Here is a 17421-nt window from a genome sequence, read left to right as displayed (position 1 = left end):
CCTTCGACCCGGCTGGCATGAAACCCGCACTGCAGTTTCGCCTCCATCAGCAGCTGACCCTGACGCCTCAACTACAGCAGGCGATTCGTCTGTTGCAGTTGTCGCAACTGGAGTTGGAAGCGGAGCTGCGCCAGATTGCCGAGAGCAACCCGCTGCTCGAATTCGCAGAAGAGAGCGAAGACGACATCGCAGAAAGCGAGGAAGCCGATAGCGATTACCCGATTCCCGCCAGCAGCAGTTCATCGAGCAGTACCGAAAGCGACGGCGGTAGCGACGATCCCGCCGAGTGGGCGGACAACGGTGGCGTGGCCGAATCGCCTATCGATTTCTCCAGCAGCAGCCTTGGGGGCAACACCGCATCGGGTTCGCGTGGCGACGAGGATTTCGAACCACAGAACGCAGCCCCCGAAACCTTGCAGCAACACTTGCTGTGGCAACTCAACCTGGCGTCGTTCAACTCGCGCCAGCATCTGATCGCCACGGTGCTGATCGATGCGTTGAATTCGGACGGCTATCTGATCGAAGGCATGGACGCCGTGCTGGCCGTCCTGCCCGCCAACCTCAAGGCCACCATCGACGAGATCGACGCGGTGCGCCGAAAACTGCAAGGGTTCGATCCGGCCGGCGTGGGCAGCCTCGACCTGCGTGACTGCCTGCGCGTGCAGCTTGAGCAATTTGCACCGGGCACGCCGCAACGCGAACTGGCCATCCGTTTGGTCGACACCGAACTGGAATTGCTTGCGCGCAACGATGTCGCACGTCTTGCCCGCCGCCTGCATGCCAGCGAAGAGGATGTGACAGCCGCGGCGCTGCTGATCCGCAGCCTCGATCCACGCCCCGGCGCAGCGCTCGACGCCACGCCGGTGGAATACGTCGCGCCCGATGTATACGCCATGCGCGAAGGAAATCGCTGGCGCGTCAGTCTCAACGCCGATGCCCAGCCGCGGCTGGGTTTGAACCAGCACTACTGCGGCCTGATCGCGCGCGCTCACGGCGAAGACGCCAGTTGGATGCGCGGCCAGTTGCAGGAAGCGCGATGGTTGATCAAGAGCCTTGAATCTCGCGCGGAAACCTTGCTCAAGGTGGCCGAAGCGATCGTGCGCCGACAAAGCGCCTTCCTCGACTACGGCCCCGAAGCGATGCATCCACTGGTGCTGCGCGAAGTCGCCGAGGAAGTCGGCATGCACGAGTCGACCATTTCACGTGTCACCACGCGCAAGTATCTGCACACGCCTCGTGGTACGTTCGAACTGAAATATTTCTTTTCCAGTGGCGTCTCGACTGAAGATGGCGGCAGTGCTTCCGCCACGGCGATCCAGGCGATGCTGCGAAAACTCATCGACGCGGAGGATTCGCGCAAACCGCTTTCCGACCAATCGATCGCCGAAGAACTGCAGCGCAAGGGCATTCAGGTCGCGCGCCGCACTGTCGCAAAATATCGTGAAGGATTACGCATTCCCAGTTCCAGCGAACGCCAGCGCGCCAGCTGATTCGTTGCAAAAAAATGCGGCGGAACTTGGCTTGGCCAAAAGCGTCCACATACCTGTAAGAGGATGATTGACGATGCATCGTCGCCTTCACGACGATGATGCAGCGACCCCGCCGCCGAAAAGGCGGCACTGCACCACCAGAGGAGGCGCCATATGCAATTCCAACTCAGCGGCCAGCAGATTGAAGTGACACATGCCTTGCGCGATCACGCCACGGCCAAGCTCGACCGCCTCACCCGCCTCGATGACCGATTGGTCAATCTTTCCGTCGTGCTCACCGTCGACAAGCTCCAGCAGTGCGCCGAAGGCACGTTGAGCGTCAGCGGCGCCCTGCTGCATGCCGAAGCCGCCAGCTCCGACATGTACACGTCGATCGACGTCGTGTTCGACAAGCTCGTGATCCAGCTGCGCAAGCACCGCGAGAAAGTCTGCGACAAGCATCAGCAGGAAGCGCGCGAAGCGCGACAGTCCGCCTGATTTTTCCTCCCTGCGGTCCGCCCGACTGCGGCGGGCCGCTGATTTCCGAAGGCGAACCCCCGTCCAAGCTGGCACAATGGTCGTGTCGTCGCAGAGGCTCATCGGCCTTTCATGCGACACAAAGGACCTGGCTTGGACCGTATCAGCGCGCGACAACTTTACGACGGCGTTCACGAACGCATGGCACTGCGCTGGATTTCCGGCATGCGCGGAGAAGCGCGCGCGCTTGAGCCCGGTGCGGCGCAGGCGCGTCGTCCGTCGCTGATCGGCTATCTCAACGTCATCTATCCGAACAAGATCCAGATCATCGGATCGGAAGAACTCAACTTCCTCGACGGGCTCGACTCCCGCCAGCGCTGGGAAGTGATGCACAAGATCGCCGCGTACCAGCCGGTCGCGCTGATCGTCACAAAGGATCAGGCGATTCCCTCCGACCTTCGCGAAGTCGCCGAGGAAACCAACACGCCGCTGTGGATCAGTCCCAAGCGCGGGCACGAGTTGCTCACGTACATGCAATATCACCTCGCGCGCCAACTCGCGGCAAAGACCACGTTGCACGGCGTGTTTCTCGAAGTGTTTTCGATCGGCGTGCTGATCACCGGTGAATCAGGTTCCGGCAAGAGCGAACTCGCGCTGGAACTGATCAGCCGCGGCCACCGCCTGGTGGCCGACGACGCGACCGAGTTCACGCTCATCGCGCCGGACGTCATCGATGGCACATGCCCTGAGCTACTGCAGGATTTGCTCGAAGTGCGCGGCCTGGGTGTGCTCAACGTGCGCGAGATGTTCGGCCACATGTCGGTCAAGCCGTCGAAATATCTGCGTCTGGTGATCCACCTCAAACCGATGCGCGACGGCGATGACACCGATGCGTTGACGCGGCTCACCGGCGATATCGGCCATCGCGAGATTTTCGATGTGGCGGTACCGATGATCACCATTCCGGTGGCGCCTGGTCGCAACCTCGCGGTGCTCGTCGAAGCGGCCGTGCGCAGCCACGCACTGAAGAGCAAGGGCATCGACCCCGCGCAGACTTTCATCGACCGCCAGGCGCATCAGCTACAGCGGCTTCCTCCGTGGTGATGCCATGACCGATCGCGATCCCCTTCTCATCAATCCGCTGGTCGACCCGAGCGAGATTCATCTCATCGTGCTCACCGGCATGTCCGGCGGCGGCAAGACCGTCGCATTGCGTGCGCTGGAAGATCTCGAGTTCTACTGCGTCGACAACCTGCCCTCCGCGCTGTTGCCCGAGCTGGTCAATGCGGTGATCGAGGGCACCAGCAAGCATCGACGCATCGCGGTCGGCGTCGATGTGCGCAACCGCGGCGCGGATTTCGCCAACATGCCGATCGTGCTGTCCGGTTTGGCAGCGGCGGGTGTGCAGGTTCACCTGATCTTTCTGGATTGCCGCGACGAAGTGCTGATCAAGCGCTATTCGGAAACGCGCCGTCGCCATCCACTCGCTGCGCGCGGACTGTCGCTGGCCGACGCCATCGCGGAGGAACGAAAGCTGCTGCGTCCGTTGATGGCCATCGCGGAAAAAGTAATCGACTCGAGCGAACTCAACGTGCATCAGTTGCGTCGCTTGGTTGCCACAGGTTACGCGCAGGCCACCGAAGGGCTCACGCTGATGTTCGAGTCGTTCGCATTTCGCCGCGGGTTACCGCTGGATGCGGATTTCGTCTTCGACGCACGCTGCCTACCCAATCCGCACTGGCATCCGCACTTGCGGCCGCTGTCGGGCAAGGATGCGCCGGTGCGCGAATTCCTCGACGCCGAACCGCTGGTCGGCGAGTACTTCAGCGACACCGCGCGCTGGCTGGACACTTGGCTTCCGCGTTTCGAACAGGACGATCGAAGCTACGTCACCATCTCGGTTGGCTGCACCGGCGGTCGTCACCGCTCGGTCTATCTGGTCGAGAAACTCGCCGCCCACTATCGCGATCGCCGCGACGGCGTGCTCACCTTCCATCGCGAACTCGAATGACCAACAATATGCATGCAATCACCGCGGGTATCCGTTCATGAGCGTCGGTGTTTTGTTGATGACGCACGAGGCGGTCGGCCATGCGTTGATTTCCGCCGCGCATCACGTGATGCCGAAGCTGCCGCTGGCCATCGATGCGGTCGAAATTCCGCCGCAATCCGATCCCGATGTGATGCGCACGCTCACCGCGCATCACGCGCGTGAACTCGACCAGGGTGATGGTGTCCTCATCCTTGCCGATCTCTATGGCGCCACGCCTTGCAACATCGGCCTGTCGCTCGGCGCGCTTGGCGTGCATCTTCGTTGCGTGTCGGGATTGAACCTGCCGATGCTGCTGCGTGTCCTCAACTATGCGGAAAAACCGCTGGACGAACTGGCCGAAATTGCTGCCAGTGGCGGCCGCGGAGGAATCTTCATCGACCATGCTTGAACAGGACATCATCATCTCGAACCGCCTCGGCCTGCACGCGCGCGCCTCGGCCAAACTCGTGCAGCTCGTGCAGGGTTTCAAATCCACCGTGTGGCTGGTGAGTCGTGGCCGCGAGGTCAACGCCCAAAGCATCATGGGTGTGATGATGCTCGCCGCCGGCATCGGCACGCCGCTGACGATCCGTGCCGACGGCCCCGACGAACAAGCCGCAGTGCTGGCCGTGGCTGAGCTGTTCGATCGCAAGTTCGACGAGGGAGCGTGAAATGAGAGCGGGCAACAGGGAACAGGGAACGGGTAACGCTGGGCTATGCGCGAGCATGCCGAACGCTGCTCGCTGCTGCCTCGTTTCGCCAGCATCTGACGGCATTTGCATCTTCCGTTTCCCGCTCCCCGTTCCCCGCTCCGCGAGGAGTCGCGCATGAGACACGTCCTTCCCGGCACGGTCGCCGCGCATGGCATGGCGCTCGGGCGGGCACGACTGGTGCAGCCGAGCCGTTACACCGTCGACACGCGTCCACTGGCCGAGGAAGAGATCGAAAGCGAGCTGCAGAAACTGCATGTCGCGCTCGATACCGCGCGACAGGAACTGCGCGAACTGCGCGGCAAGCTGCATGGCGCGCTGGCTCGCGAGGTCAACGAATTCATCGACGCGCACAGCCTGTTGCTGGACGACGGCGAACTGCTGCGCGGGCTGGACGATCTGGTTCGCATCGGCCACTACCGCCCGGGCGCCGCACTGAAGAAACAACGTGATCGTCTCTCCGCCGTGTTCGAGGCGATGGACGATCCCTACCTGCGCAGTCGCAAGGAAGACGTCGAGCAGGTCATCAACCGCGTGATCTCCGCGCTGCAACGACAGACCAGCCCGGAAGAACGCAAGCTCGCTGCACGCGTCGGCGAAATCCTGATCGCCGACAGCATCGCGCCTGCCGACATGGCGCAGCTCGCCGGTAACGGTTTGCTCGGTGTGGTCGGCAGTTCGGGCAGCGCGTATTCGCACAGCGCAATCCTCGCGCGCAGCCTCGGCTTGCCGATGCTGGTCGGTACGCGCGATGCCCTTTCGAATATCCACGACGACGACCTGATCCTGCTCGACGCCGAGCGCGGCGAAGCGATCGTGCATCCGACCGCACAGGATCTTTCCCGCTATCGCGCATGGCAACGCGAAGCCGCCGCCGAAGGCCGGCGTCTGGCCAAGCTGGCGAACGCACCCACACGTACCCGCGACGGCATCGACATCTCGCTGCTGGCCAATGCGGAAACTTCCACCGACGTGGCGAACGCGCGAACGCGCGGCGCCGACGGCGTCGGGTTGTATCGCACCGAATTCCTGTTCCTCAAGCACAAGGCGCTGCCGTCGGAAGACGAACAGTTCATCGCGTATCGCGATCTCGTGATGGGCATGGGCGGCCTGCCGGTGACCATCCGCACGCTCGACCTCGGTGCGGATAAAGCCGACGCGGCCGGTCTCACGATGCAAGGCGAAGACAACCCCGCGCTCGGCGTGCGCGGCGTGCGCCTGTCGCTACGATATCCCGCCGTGTTCACCACGCAGATTCGTGCCATCCTGCGCGCCGCCTGCTACGGCCCGGTGCGCGTGCTGGTGCCGATGGTGACGCAGCCGGATGAACTCATCGCAGTGCGCGCGCTGTTCCGGCTTGCTCGACAAGACCTCAAACGCGACAACATCGACCTGCCGGAAAAATTGCCGCTGGGCGCGATGATCGAAGTGCCGGCCGCGGCGATCAATGTTCGCGCCCTGCTCGAACACGCCGACTTCCTCGCCATCGGCACCAACGATCTTGCACAGTACGTGCTGGCCGCCGATCGCGGCAACGATGCGCTGGAAAATATCTACAACCCGCTACAACCCGCCTTGCTGCGATTGCTGTCGCACGTCATCAGCGCCGGCCGTCGCGCTAAAAAGCCGGTGAGCCTGTGCGGCGAAATCGCCGGCGACGTGAACTTCACCGCGCTGCTCCTCATGCTCGGCCTGTGCGAATTCAGCATGCATCCAAGCCAGATCCTGCAGGTCCGCGATCGCCTCGCCACACTCGACCACGCCCATCTGCGTCGCCACGCCTCACGCATCCTGCGCGCGCACACTCACGAACAGGCCGAAGCCGTGCTCAACGGCATCGTGAATACGCAAACGGCATGCGCGAGCTGATCGTCGTCTGACATCCTTACTCGCGACAGTTTCATCGCGACAAATCAGTGAGCGCAGGCCTCGTCGAGATACGCGCGGCGTTTCTGATACGCCGCTTCCGTCGCCGGGTTGTACAAGCCGATCGGCGCAAGATATTTTCGCGCGATTTCATTGCCGAGACTTTCGTTCTGACCGCGCGACCAGCGCTCCGAGAAGCGCGTGCCATGACATGGCAGCTGCTGAAAGTGACGCATGTCCGCGGCGTCGGCATCGCGAAGCTTCATCGCAACGTTTGCCATACGGATCGAACCATCGGGATTGAACAGCGACAATGACGAAGCAACGGATGTCTGTGTCGATTGTGTCGTCTGCACAGCAAGGCACGCGCGTGGTGCAACATGAGAAACCGCTGGATGAGTCGCGTCACGATTTCGCGCAATCGCAACCGCTGGCTTATTCAATACCTGTCGTTGATGCGCGGGCAGATGCAGCAAAAAGAACCTCAGCCGCAATCGATGCGAAGCATCGCTGGTTCGATTCGGCGCCAGCTGCGCGTCGAAAACGGCCGGTCGCAACAGCCACATCACGAACCCCAGATGCAGCAACAGCGTCATCACGATCGCGGCCACGACTCGCGGCCTCACGCACGACGCGCGCCCTCCATGGCTGAGCATCTTTCTTCCTGATCATCCGTGTCATTCACAGACATCGACGATCGTGGAAAATTGGATCGTCGATCACGACGATCAGATTTTGAATTTCGGATCTTCAAGAAAAACTTCGAGCAATGCGCCGCGATATTTCTCTCGATGCAGCAGCAAGGACAGCTTGCGACGCAGGTCGAGGAACGGCGTTTTCAGCGCTTTCAATTTCCCCGCCGCCATCGCATCGGTCACGGCCACCACGGGCAAACACGCGATGCCAAGACCAGCAATTACCGCCTGCTTGATCGCTTCGATCTGATCCAGTTCCATCACGGTTTCGCCGGGCGGCAGTTGCGAGAGAACGCGCTCGCTGGTTGCGCGAGTGGCCGAACCCGGTTCGCGCAACACCCAGCGCGCGCCGGCGAAATCGGCGGCCTTCAATCCGCGTCGCCGCGCCAGCGGATGATCCGGCGGCGCGCACACCACGAGCAGGTCATCGCGCCATGGGCGTACTTCGAGCAACGGATGCGCTACGGGCCCTTCCACGCAGCCAACGTCGAGACTGTGATCGAGCATGCCGGCAGCGATCGTTTCGGTGTTCGCCACGCGCAAGCGGATCGCCACCTGCGGATGCGCACGCACGAAAGCGCCGAGCAGATCGCCCACGCGATAGTTGCCAACCGTGTTGCTCGCGCCAATGCGCAGTTCGCCTGCGAGTGTGGCCATCCCTTCGCTGCCACGTTGTCCGAATTCCGCATGGCGTTCGAGCAGTTCTTGCGCCAGTGGCAGCAACTCGCGGCCGCGCGCGTTCAGTCGAAGGCGCCCTCGCTCGCGCGCGAACACCGGCGCATCGAGCTGACGTTCCATCTCCGCCAACGCCATGCTGGCCGCGGGTTGAGTCAGGTGAAGATGGCCGGCGGCGACGCGCACGCTGCCGTGCAAGGCGACCTGCACGAACACCTGAAGCTGGCGTGGACTGATATTGATCATCAATCCATTTTATATACCGAATCACAAATTTAAAGTTATATTGATCAATATGTGCGCGGACAATGACGGCCTCACCGGAGCCCGCATGAACACGCCCGCCACTCAAGTTGCCACTCCCACGCTCCTGCAATGCCTGCCGGGCCTGTTGCTGGCGCTCGGCATCGGTGGCGTGGCGTTACTACTTGGGCATCTCGCGCCGTTGATCGGTGGGCCGGTCATCGGGATCGTTCTGGGCATCCTAGTCGGCAACCTGCTCTCGCCTGGCGAACGTTTCGCGCCAGGCGTTGCGTTTGCCGGCAAAAAGATTCTGCAATGGTCGATCATCGCGCTGGGTTTCGGGCTCAGCCTCGGCCAGGTGGCACGGACGGGGCTGGAGTCGTTGTCAGTGACGTTGGTGACGATGACCGTGGCTTTCCTCGCGGCGTGGTTGCTCGGGCGCTGGCTGGGCGTGCACGACAAATTGAAAATCCTGATTGGCGTCGGCACGGCCATCTGCGGCGGCTCAGCCATCGCCGCGATCACGCCGATCATCCAGCCTGACGATCACGACACCGCATTCGCGATTTCCACGATCTTCCTGTTCAACCTTGTCGCGGTGTTGCTGTTTCCGCTGCTCGGTCACCTGATGCACATGAGCGACATGGGTTTCGGCCTTTGGGCCGGCACGGCAATCAACGACACCTCGTCGGTGGTGGCCGCCGGTTATAGCTACAGCCACGCCGCCGGCGATTACGCCACCATCGTGAAGCTGACGCGCGCCACGCTGATCATTCCGATCTGCCTCGCGCTGGCGTTCGTCGTTGCCGCCCGTGCGAAGCGCAAGCTCAAGTCGGAAGGCGGCGAAAACAACTTCAGTCTGGCCAGCATCTTCCCGTGGTTCATCCTGTGGTTTTTGGTCGCTTCCGCGCTGCGCACCGCGGGCGTCGTACCGGCCGCGATCTTGCCAGCGCTGCATGCGCTGGCGGAATTCCTGATCATCGTTGCGCTCACTGCGATCGGTCTGTCGGCCAACCTTCGCAAGATGGCGGCCAGCGGCGCGCGGCCGATTCTGCTTGGCCTTGGCGTGTGGATGGCGGTATCGGTCAGCAGCCTGCTGGTGCAGTTGGCGATCGGGCAACTCTGACGCGTGGACGCTGGCGTCAGGCTTCTTTCGGCTTTCTCTTGCGCACCGGCTTGGCTTCGCGCGCGGCAATGAGCTCCTGCAGATACGTGATGCCTTCCTCTTCGGGAAAGAACGCCACCACATCGGCCACCTTCAGGCCGTAGCGCCTCTTCAGCGCCAGGAAATCCGCCTTGGCGAGATCCATGCGCTTGTTGCCGGTCGGCGCTTCTTTGGGCAAATGTTCCTTGCGATCGATCGCGGCAAGCTCTTCCTGGAAGCGCCGGAATGCGTCTTGGGTGACTGTCATGACTGCGTCGTCTGGCCTTGATCCGGTTGCGATTGTCGCACGCGTTGTCGCGTTGATTGCTGTGCCGCAGGTCATCGTTCGGCACAGTTGCTTCGCTGCCAATGCGCGACAGCTCCGCGGAGACGAAAAATCACCCGGAGCCGATGAAAGATCAGTCAACGCGGGAAAGGAATCATGCGGCATCGATCCACGATGTTTCGATGAGGATGAAAAAAGACTCGATACGGACAAGCAAACATCTGGCGCCGATGAAAAACGCGTTGCCGTCGATGGACGAACCATCGACGGCGATGTGATTTACAGCACGATCACCCATCTGCCGCTTCAGGCCTTGCCCTGCTCCACCAGCGTCAGCGCGACCTTGTCGCGCAGATAGACCGGCAACGCCAGCTCCGCCGCCTGCGCGCGACCAGCACGGAATTCGCGCATCGCCAGTTCAGCGACGTGCGCTGCCTGCGGATAACGCATGCCATCGGCCGAGCGCAACGTACCAGTCAGGCGCTGGCTCAGCACGGTGCCGTAAGTCGCCCAGCCGCTGCCAACCACCTGCCAGGCATCGGTATCCGGCAATACCAGTGTTTCGGCAGTACAAATTCGTTCTTCGTCCAGTGCAACCAGGCCGCCGTTGTCATCGCGGCGGTAGCAGGCCACGTATATTTCGCCCATGCGCGCATCGATCACCGCGAGGATGGCCGAGTCGTCTTCTTCCGGTGCTTCGAGCGCCAACGCTGCCAGCGAGGAGATGGTGATGACTGGCACATTCAGCGCCAAGGCCATGCCCTGCGCCAGCGACACGCCAAGCCGCACACCAGTGAACGCGCCAGGGCCTCGACCCACAGCGATCGCATCGAGCGCATGGCGTCCTATGCCCGCCTCGGCCAGCAACATGTCGGCCATGGGCAACACGAGTTCAGTGTGACGACGAGGCGCAATTTCACTGCGCGCGATCAGTTCGTCGCCGTGGATCAACGCGACGGAACAAGCTTCGGTGGCAGTTTCTATGGCGAGCAGATTCATGACCCGGCCATCATAACGGCAGAGGGGAAAGGCAGACATCGCCATTCCCCTCTGCCATCGCATCGATCGATCAAACCTGAAACGTTCTAGATGTCAGATCGTGCAGTTGCTATTGACCAGAAAATCCAGCACGCCCTTCGCGCTGCTCTTGAGCGTGCCGCCCGGGGTCACGCGGATCGTGCACGAACTGCCGGCGGATGTGGTCACCGTGTATCCGGTGTTGGCGGGCAATTCGGTGACGATGTTGCGTGCCGCCACCAGCGAAACGCTGTAGCCGAAGCTGCCACTGATGGTGGTGTTGGCGGCACCGGCGTTGTTGATCACCATTGTGTTGCCGTCGCTGGCAAGGAGCTGCACGCCGTTGATGTTGCCAAGAGTGACTGTGACGGGCTGGACTGTCGCCACCTGCGCGGCGGCCGGCGACAGATCGAATACCGCAAGCCATTGCTGGCCCACAGCCGTATTGTTCGGCCGCACTTGGGTTTCCCAGAATTTCGACGGTTTGAGGTCGGGATACAGCGTCGTGGTGGAAACCTTGGCGGCTGCTGGCAGCACGGTCGTCATCGCGCCCGCGTACTGGTTGTTGTAGGTGACGTCGAGCCGGTTGTAACCGGCAGCCGTGGTGGACGATACGGGGCTGGCGGGGAAGTGCCAGGCCATGTACTGGTCGTAGGAAGCATTGCCGATGGTGGTGCGGTCGTAGACCACGAATCGGTTCGGGCGTAGATACACGATGTTCCGCGCCCAGCCGCTTACCGCCGGCCCGCCAGAGAAACGTCGATACATGTCGTTGAGAAAGCGCCCCTGAACGAACACGTGGTCCGAACCGTCTTCATAGGCCGTCACGGTAGTTCTTGCCCCATCGTCCTCGCTGGTATTGGCAGCCTGTCCATAGCTTTCGGCGAGATTTGCTCCGTTCATGTGGCGAACGAAGAAAATGTTGTATGGGCGACGATTTCCCGATGCATCATTGCCGCTGCTGAAGCTACCGTAGTTGTCGGTATAGACGTCGTTCTCGCCCGTGTTGCCCGACGGGTTATGCACGGCCCAACCCGTCGCGTTGACCAGCAGCGGCGTGGCGCCACGAACCAATGCCAGGCTGCCTTCATCAAAATCCTGCTCACCCTGACCGGGATTGTTCGTGTAAGGCCCGGATCGGAATGACATCCACGTCGCGCTCGTGGTCCAGTTCGATCGCGCGGCCACGGCACCCATGCCGGTCGCCAGATAAGAAAGCGGTAGCGTACTGATCGGCGCGACGACTGCACCCGGAGATACTTCGAGGAAACCGATCCATTGATCAGCCTGGCCATACTGGCCGGTTGCGCTACTTACCGAGAGCCGGTACTGGTTGAAGACGGCGGAAAGTGGCGACCCCCAGTAATACAACTCACCCAGTACCTGCTGATACAGCGACAGGTTAGGCGTCCCTGGTGGCTGGGTCGTCGAATTGGAGCGATTGGTATCGCGATCGTCGAAATAGTTGAGCGACGGCCAGCCGAAGTGCATGGCGTAATTGGCCATGTCCAGCGGGTAGCTGTATGGCGCGGCGCCGTGCACGAGATCCTGGCCGGTGGCCGTTTTCACCTCACGCACGGGCAAGCTCATGTTGAGCACGCCCAGTGGCGCGTAGTTGGCGAAGCCTTCGGGCCAGCCACCGCCGGTCAGATGCTTTGCGTAATAGGGTTGCACACGCCTTTCGAACTGGTTGGTCAGCCAGTCGTTCCACACACCAGGGGCACTCGAATTTTCCTCGTAAGTCGCCAGCGCGATGACAACCTGTGCGTGAAAGAAACCCGCGTAGTAGTTGCCTTGCGGATGTTCGTACGCGAAGGCAGAGCATCCATTGACGGCCTGCCACTTGCCGATCCACTGGTTGGCCGTGTTGTAGACCTGGGCCCGCTGCGTGGAAGTCAGCAAGTCGTAAACCCAGTCATAGCCCAGGCCGAAGCCCACGCCGAAGAAACGCATGACGTAACCGTCGTCGGTACAGGGGTCTTCACCCTTGTTGCCGCTGCCCGTGGTGAATGGCGTGGACATCTTCATGAGGATATCCACGGCCTTGGCGCCATAGGTTGCCGCCGCAGTCGGGTTGCTCGTCTTGAGCACCTGGTAACACATGCCCTCGGCCAGCAACGCAGGAAGATACGACTCGCCCTCATAACCCTGACCGAGGTTGGGCAAGTCCGGATACGTGGCGTCGGTGGGGTAACCCACCGTGCCGCCGATATATGAATCACATTGTTTTTTGAGTGCGACCCATTGCGCGCCATTGGCAGCAGCCCGGAGCCTCAGGGTGGCCAGCGTCGTCGGGTCGAGGATCAGGCGCGGATGCGCAGCGAGTGTCGGCGCAGCTGCGCTGGCCGCACCGGAAAGGCAGGCGACGACCAGCGAGAAGATCGCAGGTAGCACGAAGCGGCCGTTCGAAAACAGGGCACTCGAATTCATGACTTTGTTTCCCCCTTGGACGTGACTCGGGACGTGCATCGTGGGATCGGCTGCATGACAGAGGCAAGCGCGATTCGGAAGTCTGGATGAGACCGCCGTCAAGATTCCTACACGTTGTCTGAACGAGAGGTTTAATAGGCGACGGCGCAATCTGCGCATTGGCGCAATTTGTGAAGGCACCATCGATCCGAACGATCGTTTGGATCATCAACAGTGGCGACGCGCCAGCTGACGGACGTATGGACGTCCATATTATTTTGAAGATTGGGTCAAAAGCGCACTGACTTGCGAACGAAATCGGCTCTGGACGTGTGTCTTCGGGCAACGATTTCCAGCAGTTCGCTCGCTCAGCCGTTCGAAATCATCACGTGCCATGACGAACATTGGCGGAGATAATCGGCCCCGGAATTGCTCAGCCCGGCGGTTGCCACAGCTCGACCCGCATGCCTTCGGGGTCGGTGATCCAGCCGAAATTCCCCAGTTCGCTTTTCTCCACGCGCTCGTCCACGGTGACGCCGTCGGCACGCAATTGCGCCAGCAAGACATCCAGGTCATCCACGCGGAAATTCAGCATGTACGGTTGCGTGCCGGGCCCGAAATAGTGGGTGTCATCACCGAAGGGCGCCCATAACGTGAAACCCGGACGCGACGCGTCCTCATTGAACTGCACGCCGCCCCAGTCCTGCGGTTGCAGGCCCAGGTGTTTCGCATACCAGGCGCTCAATGTCGCGGGATCGCGCGACTTGAAGAACACACCACCGAAACCGATTGCCTTCGCCATGTTGTTTTTCTTCAGCCGGTTGCCATCGCCGGGATCGACGAATCGTCGAAGAATACGCGCACATCGTCCAGCGCGCGCGTGCGGGGCATCGGCGGAATACTCGAAAGAAACAGACGTCCATATCCCTTCGTCGTCAGTCGCGGATCGCACAATACGAGCACGCCGCGGTCGTGCACATCGCGGATCAGCCGTCCCGCGCCCTGTTTCAGCGCAATCACGGCGGTGGGCACCTGCCAGCCCATGAAGGGATTGATGCCGGATTGTTCGAGCGCGTCCAGCCGCGCCATCAGCACCGGATCGTCGGGCGCGGCGAACGGCAGCTTGTCGATCACCACCACGCTGAGTGCTTCGCCGACCACGTCGACGCCTTCCCAGAAACTGGCTGCGCCAAGCAACACGCCATGCCCGCTGGCGCGAAATTCCTCAAGCAGTCGCGGACGTGGCGCGGTGCCCTGCACGAACAGCGGCCACGGCACCTTGTCCTGCAGCAGTTCGGCGGCGCGGCGCAACGCACGATGCGACGTGAAAAGCAGAAACGCGCGACCACGCGATGCATGCAGCACCGGCAGCACCGCTTCGATCACCTGCTCGGTGTAATCGCGAGCGGACGGATCGGGCAAACCCTGCGGCAGATAGCACAGTGCCTGCTTCGCATAGTCGAACGGGCTGCCCAGGCTCAGCGTGCGCGGATCGTCCAGTCCGAGCTGGCGCGCGAAGTGTCCGAAATCACCGGCCACCGACAACGTGGCCGAGGTATGGATCCACGCCGCCTGCGTGCGCTCGCGCAATCCGCGCATCGGCACGGCGAGATCCAGCGGCGTGGCGTACAGCGCGAATCCACGCGGAAAATGTTCGTACCAGCGCACGTCACGTTCGCCGCGCTCGTCGACAATGCGATCGAGTCGCTGCGTGAATGTTCCGGCGCGTTCGTGCAGGTTGGCGAAACCGCGCGAGCGTTCCGCCTGCGACGCCAGCAGCTCGTGCAAGGTCGCCAGCAATTCGCGCAGATCGTGCAACGCCTCGCCAATGGCGGCGTGTCCGTCCAGATGCTGGAATGCGCCGCGTTGCGGCAGCACATCCATCGCCAGCCGCAGGCGACGCAACGCATCCTGCAGCGCTTCCACCGGCTCCAGCAACAGGCCGATCGCGCCGGTGACGCCCGCGCATTCGGCCAGTGCATCCTGCGCAAGCTCACTGAGTTGCCGCGCGCTGACACTCTGCGAAAAAAACTGGCCTGCGAGTTCGGGGATCTGGTGCGCCTCGTCGAGAATAAAGGCAGCAGCGCCAGGAAGAATTTCGCCGAAACCTTCCTGCTTCAGTGCGAGATCGGCGAACAGCAGGTGGTGATTCACCACGACAACATCGGCTTCCTGCGCTTCGCGCCGCGCCTTCACCACGTGACAATCGTCGAAGAACGCGCACTCCACGCCAAGGCAGTTCTCCGGCGTGGAAGTGACGCGCGGCCACAGTGGCGACTCCTCGGGCACTTCGGCCAGTTCCATGCGATCGCCGCGTCGCGTGCGCGCCGACCATGCGCGGATCGTCGCCAGCTGCGAAGCTTGCGTGCGATCGAATGTCGCACCTTCGCGCACGGTCTGGTCGAGTCGATAGAGGCACAGGTAATTCGCGCGCCCCTTCAACAAGGCCGTTTTCAGTCGCGCACCCAGCACCGAGCGAACGCGCGGCAGATCGCGAAAAAACAGTTGGTCTTGCAGCGCCTTGGTGCCGGTGGAAATGATCACCCGTTCGCCCGACAGCAACGCCGGCACGAGGTAGGCGAACGTCTTGCCGGTACCCGTGCCCGCTTCGGCGATCAACGTGTCGCGTGAAGAAATGGCCTGTTGCACCGCGCGCGCCATGACCTGCTGCGCGATGCGCGGCGCAAAGTTCGGCAACTCGCGCGCGAACGGTCCGTCGGCGCCAAGTAGTTCGCCTATGTCGTCGGACGCGTTGGAATCAAAGTCGGTCATCCTGCAAGTATGGCCGAGCGCACCGGCATGGCAAATCCGATGCGCTGGCAGGTTCATCGACAAAGAGTCACCATGCCGACACCACCACGGGGAGAAACATCATGACCATCGAACTGACCCTGCTTTGCTGGAGCGTCGTACTGGGACTGCTGCAGATCGCGATCGCAGCGACAGGCGCCACCGTGCAACGCGGCACCGCCTGGGCCGCGGGCGCGCGCGACAACTCGCCGCCGCTGACCGGTGTCGTGGCGCGGCTGGATCGCGCCAGCTCGAATTTCCTGGAAACTTTTCCGTTCTTTCTTGCCGTCGTACTCGGAGCACATCTGCTGGGGCGCCACAGCCAGGCGACGGTGCTGGGCGCCGAACTCTATTTCTGGGCGCGCGTGGTGTACGTGCCGGTTTATGCGTCTGGCGTTCACTATGTGCGCACGCTGATCTGGACGGTGAGCATCGTCGGCATCGTGATGGTGCTGTCCGCATTGTTCTGAATCCGACGGTCACATCGTCGGATCGCATTGGCGCGACTCCGACGATCCGCTAGGCTTCGCGACTCCACTCACTCCAGGAAGGAACTCCATGAGCTTGTTCGGCACCATTCTCTCCAAGTTGGGCTTCGGTCATCCGGCCGCCGATGCCGCACCGCCCCCGCCACCTGTCGACACCGCTGCACCCGCCGCCATCGTGCCCCAAACGCCTGTCGCACCGGTCGCCATGTCATCGGTCGATGTCGTCACCAAACTCGATGCACTGGCCGCTGCCGATTCGCAGAAGTTGAACTGGAAGGTATCCATCGTCGACCTGCTCAAACTGCTCGGACTGGACAGCAGCCTCGATACGCGCAAGCAGCTTGCCACCGAGCTGGGTTGCCCCGCCGATGCGATGGGTGACTCCGCGCACATGAACATGTGGCTGCACAAGACGGTGCTGCAGAAGCTTGCCGAGAACGGCGGCAACGTCCCGAAAGAACTGTATGCCTGATTAGCGGTATCGAATCGTGCCGTCTCGCCCATGCGGAACGAGCGACCGGTTACCCGGGCGAGTCCGACCATCTTTGTCGGCTCGCCTTTTTCGTGTCAGGCGCCGTGAAACTCAGTAGCGAGGAATGCCGGCCTTGTGGCATTGCTGCACCCACTTGCGCGCGGAATCGGCGCCGGGTTGATCGCGCGCCAGCAGGCGAACCTCCACCACGGTCTGCCAGTTGCGTGCACACAGCGGCCCCAGTTTCGGCCCGAGCGACCACGACTCGTGCGCGAGTCTTTCGGCCGTCGGGTAATCTTTCAAACGGACGGCTATTTCCGCGCGATCCTGCAGCAGGTCGGGCGACTTCGGGCTGAGTTTCAATGCCTGATCGAGCTTGCCTGCGGCGTCGGTGTAACGCCCTGCCCGATCGTCCTGCTGCGCGGCGTCCTGCAGCGAAGTGATGCCGGGATCGCGCAAGGCATTCACGCTGATGACCGAGGATTCGCGATCACCCGCAGCACGAATCGCCGCAACACGATCGTAGGTTGGCAGCGGCGCTTGTGGCGGCGGTGGCGGCGGCTTGGGCGCAAAAAGATTGCACGCGGAAAGCCAACTGGCGACAAGCAGAAGCGGCAGAACGCGAAGACGTTTGATGCGATGAAACAT

At 62.0% G+C, this 17421-nt stretch carries 18 protein-coding genes; 10 read left to right on the top strand and 8 right to left on the bottom strand.

Annotated elements, in window-relative coordinates; all coding sequences use genetic code 11:
• Window positions 1–17: 17 nt before the first annotated feature.
• The 7 genes from GSQ73_RS05645 (at window position 18) to ptsP (ending at window position 6557) form a co-directional block, all read left to right on the top strand.
• Window positions 18–1490 carry an RNA polymerase factor sigma-54 gene (locus tag GSQ73_RS05645; protein ID WP_158881936.1) on the top strand — a complete coding sequence of 491 codons (1473 nt, stop codon included), beginning with the start codon at window positions 18–20 and terminating at the stop codon, window positions 1488–1490.
• A 153-nt stretch (window positions 1491–1643) separates the two neighbouring features.
• Window positions 1644–1967, top strand: a complete 324-nt coding sequence (raiA, locus tag GSQ73_RS05640) for a ribosome-associated translation inhibitor RaiA (protein WP_158881934.1) — start codon at window positions 1644–1646, stop codon at window positions 1965–1967.
• Window positions 1968–2099: 132 nt separating this feature from the next.
• Complete coding sequence (hprK, locus tag GSQ73_RS05635; protein ID WP_158881932.1) at window positions 2100–3050, top strand: HPr(Ser) kinase/phosphatase; 951 nt, start codon at window positions 2100–2102, stop codon at window positions 3048–3050.
• A 4-nt stretch (window positions 3051–3054) separates the two neighbouring features.
• Window positions 3055–3957, top strand: coding sequence for an RNase adapter RapZ (gene rapZ, locus GSQ73_RS05630; RefSeq protein WP_158881930.1), 903 nt, complete (start codon window positions 3055–3057; stop codon window positions 3955–3957).
• Between the two features lie 37 nt (window positions 3958–3994).
• Complete coding sequence (locus GSQ73_RS05625) at window positions 3995–4387, top strand: PTS fructose IIA subunit family protein (RefSeq protein WP_158881928.1); 393 nt, start codon at window positions 3995–3997, stop codon at window positions 4385–4387.
• Entirely contained in the window at window positions 4380–4649 is a 270-nt protein-coding gene (locus tag GSQ73_RS05620; RefSeq protein WP_158881926.1) for an HPr family phosphocarrier protein, read from the top strand. The genes GSQ73_RS05625 and GSQ73_RS05620 overlap by 8 nt, the downstream gene beginning before the upstream one ends.
• Window positions 4650–4805: 156 nt before the next feature.
• Window positions 4806–6557: a phosphoenolpyruvate--protein phosphotransferase gene (gene ptsP / locus GSQ73_RS05615; protein ID WP_158881924.1), complete on the top strand. Its 1752-nt coding sequence runs from the start codon at window positions 4806–4808 to the stop codon at window positions 6555–6557.
• A 44-nt stretch (window positions 6558–6601) separates the two neighbouring features.
• Here the strand turns inward: ptsP and GSQ73_RS05610 are convergent, their stop codons facing one another.
• The gene (locus tag GSQ73_RS05610; protein WP_158881922.1) at window positions 6602–7210 is read right to left on the bottom strand and encodes a hypothetical protein; all 609 of its coding nucleotides are present in this window, start codon (window positions 7208–7210) and stop codon (window positions 6602–6604) included.
• A gap of 72 nt (window positions 7211–7282) precedes the next feature.
• Entirely contained in the window at window positions 7283–8170 is an 888-nt protein-coding gene (locus GSQ73_RS05605) for a LysR family transcriptional regulator (protein WP_158881920.1), read from the bottom strand.
• Between the two features lie 85 nt (window positions 8171–8255).
• Between GSQ73_RS05605 and GSQ73_RS05600 the strand changes: the two genes are divergently transcribed.
• Complete coding sequence (locus tag GSQ73_RS05600) at window positions 8256–9293, top strand: putative sulfate exporter family transporter (protein WP_158881918.1); 1038 nt, start codon at window positions 8256–8258, stop codon at window positions 9291–9293.
• A 16-nt stretch (window positions 9294–9309) separates the two neighbouring features.
• Here GSQ73_RS05600 and GSQ73_RS05595 read toward each other — a convergent pair whose 3' ends face one another.
• The 5 genes from GSQ73_RS05595 to GSQ73_RS05575 all read right to left on the bottom strand — a co-directional run bounded on the left by GSQ73_RS05595 (window position 9310) and on the right by GSQ73_RS05575 (window position 15795).
• The gene (locus GSQ73_RS05595) at window positions 9310–9579 is read right to left on the bottom strand and encodes a 2-hydroxyacyl-CoA dehydratase (RefSeq protein ID WP_158881916.1); all 270 of its coding nucleotides are present in this window, start codon (window positions 9577–9579) and stop codon (window positions 9310–9312) included.
• A gap of 324 nt (window positions 9580–9903) precedes the next feature.
• Window positions 9904–10596 (bottom strand): tRNA (adenosine(37)-N6)-threonylcarbamoyltransferase complex dimerization subunit type 1 TsaB, encoded by a 693-nt coding sequence (gene tsaB / locus GSQ73_RS05590; RefSeq protein ID WP_158881914.1) that lies wholly within the window; start codon window positions 10594–10596, stop codon window positions 9904–9906.
• Window positions 10597–10689: 93 nt separating this feature from the next.
• On the bottom strand, window positions 10690–13044 hold the full coding sequence (locus GSQ73_RS05585; protein ID WP_158881912.1) for a hypothetical protein: 2355 nt from the start codon (window positions 13042–13044) through the stop codon (window positions 10690–10692).
• A 412-nt stretch (window positions 13045–13456) separates the two neighbouring features.
• Entirely contained in the window at window positions 13457–13825 is a 369-nt protein-coding gene (locus GSQ73_RS05580) for a VOC family protein (RefSeq protein ID WP_158881910.1), read from the bottom strand.
• Between the two features lie 11 nt (window positions 13826–13836).
• Window positions 13837–15795 carry an ATP-dependent DNA helicase gene (locus GSQ73_RS05575; protein ID WP_158881908.1) on the bottom strand — a complete coding sequence of 653 codons (1959 nt, stop codon included), beginning with the start codon at window positions 15793–15795 and terminating at the stop codon, window positions 13837–13839.
• A gap of 101 nt (window positions 15796–15896) precedes the next feature.
• Between GSQ73_RS05575 and GSQ73_RS05570 the strand changes: the two genes are divergently transcribed.
• Together GSQ73_RS05570 and GSQ73_RS05565 are read left to right on the top strand one after the other, a co-directional pair.
• The gene (locus GSQ73_RS05570) at window positions 15897–16283 is read left to right on the top strand and encodes an MAPEG family protein (protein WP_158881906.1); all 387 of its coding nucleotides are present in this window, start codon (window positions 15897–15899) and stop codon (window positions 16281–16283) included.
• Window positions 16284–16371: 88 nt separating this feature from the next.
• Entirely contained in the window at window positions 16372–16773 is a 402-nt protein-coding gene (locus GSQ73_RS05565; protein ID WP_158881904.1) for a DUF3597 domain-containing protein, read from the top strand.
• A 111-nt stretch (window positions 16774–16884) separates the two neighbouring features.
• On the opposite strand, the gene GSQ73_RS05560 is transcribed toward GSQ73_RS05565, so the two are convergent.
• A complete protein-coding gene (locus GSQ73_RS05560) occupies window positions 16885–17421 on the bottom strand; it encodes a tetratricopeptide repeat protein (RefSeq protein ID WP_158881902.1) in 537 nt (178 codons plus the stop codon).

Origin of the sequence: Rhodanobacter sp. L36 (assembly GCF_009765755.1) — a bacterium.
Classification (GTDB): Bacteria; Pseudomonadota; Gammaproteobacteria; order Xanthomonadales; family Rhodanobacteraceae; genus Rhodanobacter.
Note: the sequence above shows the minus strand (reverse complement) of the source record. Positions and strands in the feature narration are given on the sequence as shown.

Coding starts and splice junctions, on each gene's coding strand:
- GSQ73_RS05585 (WP_158881912.1), bottom strand. CDS start 13,044: ATGAATTCGAGTGCCCTGTTTTCGAACGGCCGCTTCGTGCTACCTGCG.
- tsaB (WP_158881914.1), bottom strand. CDS start 10,596: ATGAATCTGCTCGCCATAGAAACTGCCACCGAAGCTTGTTCCGTCGCG.
- GSQ73_RS05605 (WP_158881920.1), bottom strand. CDS start 8,170: ATGATCAATATCAGTCCACGCCAGCTTCAGGTGTTCGTGCAGGTCGCC.
- GSQ73_RS05645 (WP_158881936.1), top strand. CDS start 18: ATGAAACCCGCACTGCAGTTTCGCCTCCATCAGCAGCTGACCCTGACG.
- ptsP (WP_158881924.1), top strand. CDS start 4,806: ATGAGACACGTCCTTCCCGGCACGGTCGCCGCGCATGGCATGGCGCTC.
- rapZ (WP_158881930.1), top strand. CDS start 3,055: ATGACCGATCGCGATCCCCTTCTCATCAATCCGCTGGTCGACCCGAGC.
- GSQ73_RS05600 (WP_158881918.1), top strand. CDS start 8,256: ATGAACACGCCCGCCACTCAAGTTGCCACTCCCACGCTCCTGCAATGC.
- GSQ73_RS05565 (WP_158881904.1), top strand. CDS start 16,372: ATGAGCTTGTTCGGCACCATTCTCTCCAAGTTGGGCTTCGGTCATCCG.
- GSQ73_RS05625 (WP_158881928.1), top strand. CDS start 3,995: ATGAGCGTCGGTGTTTTGTTGATGACGCACGAGGCGGTCGGCCATGCG.
- GSQ73_RS05620 (WP_158881926.1), top strand. CDS start 4,380: ATGCTTGAACAGGACATCATCATCTCGAACCGCCTCGGCCTGCACGCG.
- GSQ73_RS05580 (WP_158881910.1), bottom strand. CDS start 13,825: ATGGCGAAGGCAATCGGTTTCGGTGGTGTGTTCTTCAAGTCGCGCGAT.
- GSQ73_RS05560 (WP_158881902.1), bottom strand. CDS start 17,421: ATGTTTCATCGCATCAAACGTCTTCGCGTTCTGCCGCTTCTGCTTGTC.
- GSQ73_RS05570 (WP_158881906.1), top strand. CDS start 15,897: ATGACCATCGAACTGACCCTGCTTTGCTGGAGCGTCGTACTGGGACTG.
- GSQ73_RS05610 (WP_158881922.1), bottom strand. CDS start 7,210: ATGCTCAGCCATGGAGGGCGCGCGTCGTGCGTGAGGCCGCGAGTCGTG.
- raiA (WP_158881934.1), top strand. CDS start 1,644: ATGCAATTCCAACTCAGCGGCCAGCAGATTGAAGTGACACATGCCTTG.
- GSQ73_RS05595 (WP_158881916.1), bottom strand. CDS start 9,579: ATGACAGTCACCCAAGACGCATTCCGGCGCTTCCAGGAAGAGCTTGCC.
- GSQ73_RS05575 (WP_158881908.1), bottom strand. CDS start 15,795: ATGACCGACTTTGATTCCAACGCGTCCGACGACATAGGCGAACTACTT.